Raw genomic sequence first — 5,041 nt, forward strand, 5'->3', positions numbered from 1 at the left:
CCTTTCTTTTTAAGATTATATCAAACATATGTTTAAGAAAGAAGGGGGGAACAAGCAAAAAACAAAAGAAAAAAGGCCGGATTCATCACGGGATTGAAATTCCGTGTTTTCTTCGGCAATTAATCAATAAACGCCAAAGCCAAGCCGCGGCATTTTTACGCCATTGTTTAAAGTTACATATTTTTCCATAATGTTATTCCTTTAGTTAAAAACCATTTTGTAATCATTCTAACATGGGTAATTAATATCATTGATGAAATAGTACTTTACAGATCAGTAAAAAAGACGATCATTTCGATCGCCTTTTTCTCTATTCAATTTTGCGTGAGCCTATTCGAAGTTCACTACTTTGACGTAGCGTTTGTTGGTTGACGTTGCGCCTTCAATCCGGTAGTAGCGCTTGCCGTTTTTGAACTTGTAAGAGCCACCATATGTGGTAATGGTATCGCCCTTTCTCAGCAAAGTTCTATCTGCACGACGTTTACTGGTTGCATAAATATAAGCGTTACGAGTTAAAGTCCTCTTAGTACCATCAATACGACTTTAATGTAATCGCCTGTACCTTGAACGTTGTAGTACATCGAACCTTTAATATTCTTCTTAACAGCACTCAAAGTCAATTGACGGTATGCATAATATTTCTTGCCTGTCGAATGACCATCTGAATTATATGCAATAGCTGTATGCATTAAAGTCTTGGTCACTGTCTTGGCTTGACCATCCTCATTTGTTGCAGATTCTGGATAAGTTCCATCAACAGACTTAGTTTCAATAAACAAATCTGAATCTGGGCCATTCAATCTAGTATATGAAATGCCATTAATTTCTACAGTGCCAAAAGTTGCAACGGTTGTACCACCATCTAAAACATATGAACCATATGAATTATGAATCACCTTACCATCACGAATAGTATAAAGGGTTACATTGCCTCTCACTTGTGGTTGAGCTACTGCATAAGTTGCATTAGCCCCTTGATTACCTACGATAACTTGAAAAGTTAAAGCAGTAGATTTTCCCGCTTTATTTGTAGCTAAAACTCTAACAGGATATTTTCCAGCAATATTAGTATACAAATCACCCGTGTAAACTACGATATTTACTTTTGAATTATCTGTACTTGATTCGGTAGCAGAAAATGCATTTTTAACATCTTGGATAAAAGTACTACTTCCCTTTAAAGGAACTCGGCTAAATGAAGAGTTTGCGATTGCCGCAGTAATATCTTGATTACTGTCATACTTTTTGCCGTTATAAGTAATTACTGGATTCTCAGCATTACTATTGAGAGTTGTAGTAGTTGACGTAGTATCAGCTGCATGGACTACCGCTGGGCTTACAACTGGAGCCACTGCAAGGAGGGCTGCTGCAGCTAAGCTAATCAATTTTATTTTCCTGGTCATTTTATTTACTCACTTTCTAAGAAATCATTTCCAACTTTCTCATAATTATAACTTGATGCTCAAACTCAATCTGGCTAAATTCCCAATTCAAGGAAATTAATAAATTTAATTTACATAAGGTATTCCCTTAAAGCACTTAAATTATACATACTCATCAACCCCTAAATACTATTATGTTTCATATATGGGACAAAAGTTTCAATTCATTCATCAATTATCTTTTTAAATTGAGAAAATCCTAGACGAAATGCATCTGCTTGATCTTTTAAACCAATAGCATCCAAATCATGTAAAAATTTTTCCATCATTTTTACATCTTTAGTATTCAAATAATGAAATACAGTCTTTAAGTAATTAATCTTAATCTTTTCATTTAAAAAATCATCTAAAAAATTTAACCGCCGTACTTTTTCAAAAAGGTCATATGCTTTATCGATTTCCTGCTTTTTTAGCAGAACAAAAATCCCATTTATTAAAGTGGTAATTGCCATAGTATATGTTCTACTTTGTTGAGTTTCATCATAAACTAAGTAACTAATAAGCGATCTTGAGATTTTATACACATCTATTCCTGAGAGCAATAATTGTGTATTAACAAAGAAGAATACATTTTCACGATCCCACTCCTCTATAAGAAGAAAATATGCTTTTAATCTCAAAATATCATTTTCGTTCATTAAATTAACATTAGTGAAATCCATATAATAATTACATGCTATTGCCGCTTGAAATAACATATTTCTATTATTGTTGTCATGATAATGAAGTCCTAGAAAAAATTCAGCTATATTTTTTAAATCTGCGACATCATTATTTTTATAAGCATTTTCCAAAGGTTCAACATATGAATTTAATGTTGACGGCTGAACGAGATCTATAAATTCCTTAGGTTGAATATGAATTCTTTCTAAAAGCTTAAAAAGATTTCCACAAGACATTTCCCCTTGACCATTTTCCCAGCGTTGAAGACTAGATTTTGATGTGATACCCTTACAAGCTTTATCAAGACTAATCTTTTTAAGTTGTCTAAGTTGTCTAAATTCTTTTCCCATCATAGAAAAAGCCCCTCCAACGAATACTTAACGATAGCATCATATTTAGTACTTATACAAAAAAGCGGCCTAAATCCGCTTTTTCTTTCTTTTTACTTTTTCATAAACCAATTATCTAAAGTTCACTGCCTTGATATAACGCTTATTAGTTGCAGTACAGCCTGAAATCTTATAATATTTCTTACCATTCTTAAACTTCACTGCTGCACCATAAGTAATAACTTTTTCATTCTTATAGAATTTTGGATATCCCTTAGAACGACGATATGAACTTCTATAAACATATGCATTGTGTGTTAACACACGTGGCGTACCAGTAATATTAGTTACACGAACATATTCATCTTTTCCTAATACCTTGTAGTAAGTCTTACCATTAATTTGGTGAACAGTTGGCAAATATGAAATTTGTGAGTAGACTGGATAAGTCTTACCTGTAAATTTACCATTCTTATCATATGCTCTGGAAGCTACCATGACAGTTGCTTCTTGCCCTGTAGTATTGTAGTCCTCTGAACCAGATAAAGAATCAACGTTAATCCAAGTATCAAGGTTCGGTCCCTCAACAGCTGCTTGAGATGAAGGAGAAGCTAGAATATAAACATCATTGCCAGATTTTCTAATTTGATAAGAACTAATATAAATTGAAGTACCAGCCTTGAAAGACTCGCTTCTTTCCTTTAATCCGCCATCAAATGAATAAGTTGGTGCATCTGAAGCTAGAACTTGCTTAGTTGAAGCTAAAACAAATACTTGGTAAGAAAGATCAGTTGTCTGACCAGCTGAGTTAGTAGCTCTCAAAGTAATAGTGTATAGTTGATTTCCTTTTGAGGTATCTACTGGATTAGAAACAACGGTAATATTTGCTGTTTTGGTATCAGTTTCTGATTGTTGTGCAGTAAATTTAAGATTAGATCCTGATAAAGGCTTAACATCGGTCGGATCAAAATTGGAATCCTTTCCAACTACATATATATATTTTCTTTGCTACTAAGTACTGTATGATTATTAATTCTAAATTGAGGTGCACTTGCGTTAACACTAGTAGATCTGAAGTAGCGCACTGTTAAGTCAAAGTTACGCTCATCAGTAACTGCTCTTAATTGAATTCTAAAGTTATCTGGTAAATCCACTGTAGTTGATGCAGTTGGATTTGCAGAGATGTTAACGCCTTGCTTTTGCAATTGATCAGCAATATTCTGAATACTAATTTCAACATTTTGAGTAGAATTACCGTCAAAGAAATTGATATTGCTTTCAATATTCTTTTGAATATCACCTAATGTCTTAAATTGAGTGGCATTAATCAAATCTGTTTCTGCACCATTACCATAAGTATTGCCGTTATAAGTATAGTAAAAACGCTTGTTTGTAGCGCTACTTGGTGTTGGCGGAATTGGCTTGGAATTATCCACATTAATGGCAGCTTCTGCAACAGGAGTTACTGAAGTTACAACTGGAGCTACGGCAAGTAAAGCTGCAGCAGCTATTCCAATCATTTTAGTTTTCTTCATAAAATATATCCCTTCTAGAATAAAAATATGTCTTTTTATATTAAAATGATAATAACACATTCTTATATCTGATATATACAAAAAAGCCCCGGTACATTACAACAATGCCTGGGCTTATTTCATATTCTATTTTTCAACTTTTGCCTGATAAAAACCAAAGCTCATCTGCCGCAAAGTATCAATAAAACTTTCCTTATCCAGCTTCTTCCCTGTCGTCAGCGCCTCAAATTCTCCATCAGGATCTTTCAACTTTTGATCCGTTCTATGGAAGCCATTGCGCTCATAGAACTTAAGTCGGCTAACTCGTTGCTTATAATTCTTCGCCTTCAAAGTTACCGGCTCAATATCAATCACAATTTGCTTATCTGGAAAACGATCTTCAAGCATGGTCAAAATCTTGGAGCCATAACCTTGTCCGCGCAATTCTTTATTGATGGCTAAATAGGTCAAATAGACCGTATTCTTGTTCTCGGCATAATAAGTAATACCACAGAACTGATTGCCATTATAAATTGCATGGAACTTGACATTACGGTGAAGTGACATTGCCAAAAGAGAAAACATGGAGAAACGTTCCCAAGCTGGAAAAGCCTTCATGTATAAATTCTTGGCGTCACGGTATGCTTGTGTGCCCCATCGGGCGGGTTTCGAGTCTAAAATAATATCCTTCTTTTCTAATCAAAATCACTATCAAAACTCAATACCATAATAATAACGGCTCTATAATTTTTCCTGTTGATGACTTATCAATATGATAAGCTGTTAACAGGTTTTTTATTGCATAAAAAAGGAGGACATAGTCCCCTGTAATAAAAAATCTATCCTACTAAACATTTTATAAATAAAGGTGTGTTTCTATGTCCTCTTTTAATAATTGTATTAAATTTGATCTTGATATTAAAGAAAAAAATATTGTTTTCAAAGACTATTTCTACAAAATGGTCCAGATGAAAAAGCACAAAATCTATGAAGCAGAATTGATTCAGCCTGCTTGTCCTTACTGTGGCTCCTTGGCTCTCCTGCATAATGGACATCTGATTACCAACATTCGCTATTTAACAGCTAATGCCAG

The 5,041-nt window shown here is 34.0% G+C and carries 7 protein-coding genes and 1 pseudogene; 2 read left to right on the forward strand and 6 right to left on the reverse strand.

The genetic code is table 11. The features are described 5' to 3' along the window. Positions 1 to 191: hypothetical protein (locus BLP58_RS12225; protein ID WP_218117904.1), on the forward strand; the 191-nt coding region annotated here is incomplete at its 5' end. A 139-nt stretch (positions 192 to 330) separates the two neighbouring features. Here the strand turns inward: BLP58_RS12225 and BLP58_RS12800 are convergent. From BLP58_RS12800 to BLP58_RS11340, 6 genes are all read right to left on the reverse strand, one after another. After that, positions 331 to 537: an SLAP domain-containing protein gene (locus BLP58_RS12800; protein WP_404804764.1), complete on the reverse strand. Its 207-nt coding sequence runs from the start codon at positions 535 to 537 to the stop codon at positions 331 to 333. Continuing rightward, the gene (locus BLP58_RS11320) at positions 513 to 1,403 is read right to left on the reverse strand and encodes an SLAP domain-containing protein (RefSeq protein ID WP_275452906.1); all 891 of its coding nucleotides are present in this window, start codon (positions 1,401 to 1,403) and stop codon (positions 513 to 515) included. Before BLP58_RS11320 ends, BLP58_RS12800 begins: the two co-directional genes overlap by 25 nt. Positions 1,404 to 1,606: 203 nt before the next feature. Further along, positions 1,607 to 2,458 (reverse strand): Rgg/GadR/MutR family transcriptional regulator, encoded by an 852-nt coding sequence (locus tag BLP58_RS11325; protein WP_013854552.1) that lies wholly within the window; start codon positions 2,456 to 2,458, stop codon positions 1,607 to 1,609. A 108-nt stretch (positions 2,459 to 2,566) separates the two neighbouring features. Then, positions 2,567 to 3,256 carry an SLAP domain-containing protein gene (locus tag BLP58_RS11330; RefSeq protein WP_013854553.1) on the reverse strand — a complete coding sequence of 230 codons (690 nt, stop codon included), beginning with the start codon at positions 3,254 to 3,256 and terminating at the stop codon, positions 2,567 to 2,569. 164 nt (positions 3,257 to 3,420) lie between these two features. Continuing rightward, complete coding sequence (locus BLP58_RS11335; protein WP_013854554.1) at positions 3,421 to 3,969, reverse strand: hypothetical protein; 549 nt, start codon at positions 3,967 to 3,969, stop codon at positions 3,421 to 3,423. Between the two features lie 126 nt (positions 3,970 to 4,095). Next, positions 4,096 to 4,629 carry a GNAT family N-acetyltransferase gene (locus BLP58_RS11340; protein WP_338085287.1) on the reverse strand — a complete coding sequence of 178 codons (534 nt, stop codon included), beginning with the start codon at positions 4,627 to 4,629 and terminating at the stop codon, positions 4,096 to 4,098. 197 nt (positions 4,630 to 4,826) lie between these two features. Between BLP58_RS11340 and BLP58_RS11345 the strand changes: the two are divergent. Beyond that, a pseudogene (locus BLP58_RS11345) lies at positions 4,827 to 5,041 on the forward strand (ISL3 family transposase); the annotation flags it as partial.

Origin of the sequence: Lactobacillus kefiranofaciens (genome assembly GCF_900103655.1) — a bacterium.
GTDB lineage: Bacteria > Bacillota > Bacilli > Lactobacillales > Lactobacillaceae > Lactobacillus > Lactobacillus kefiranofaciens.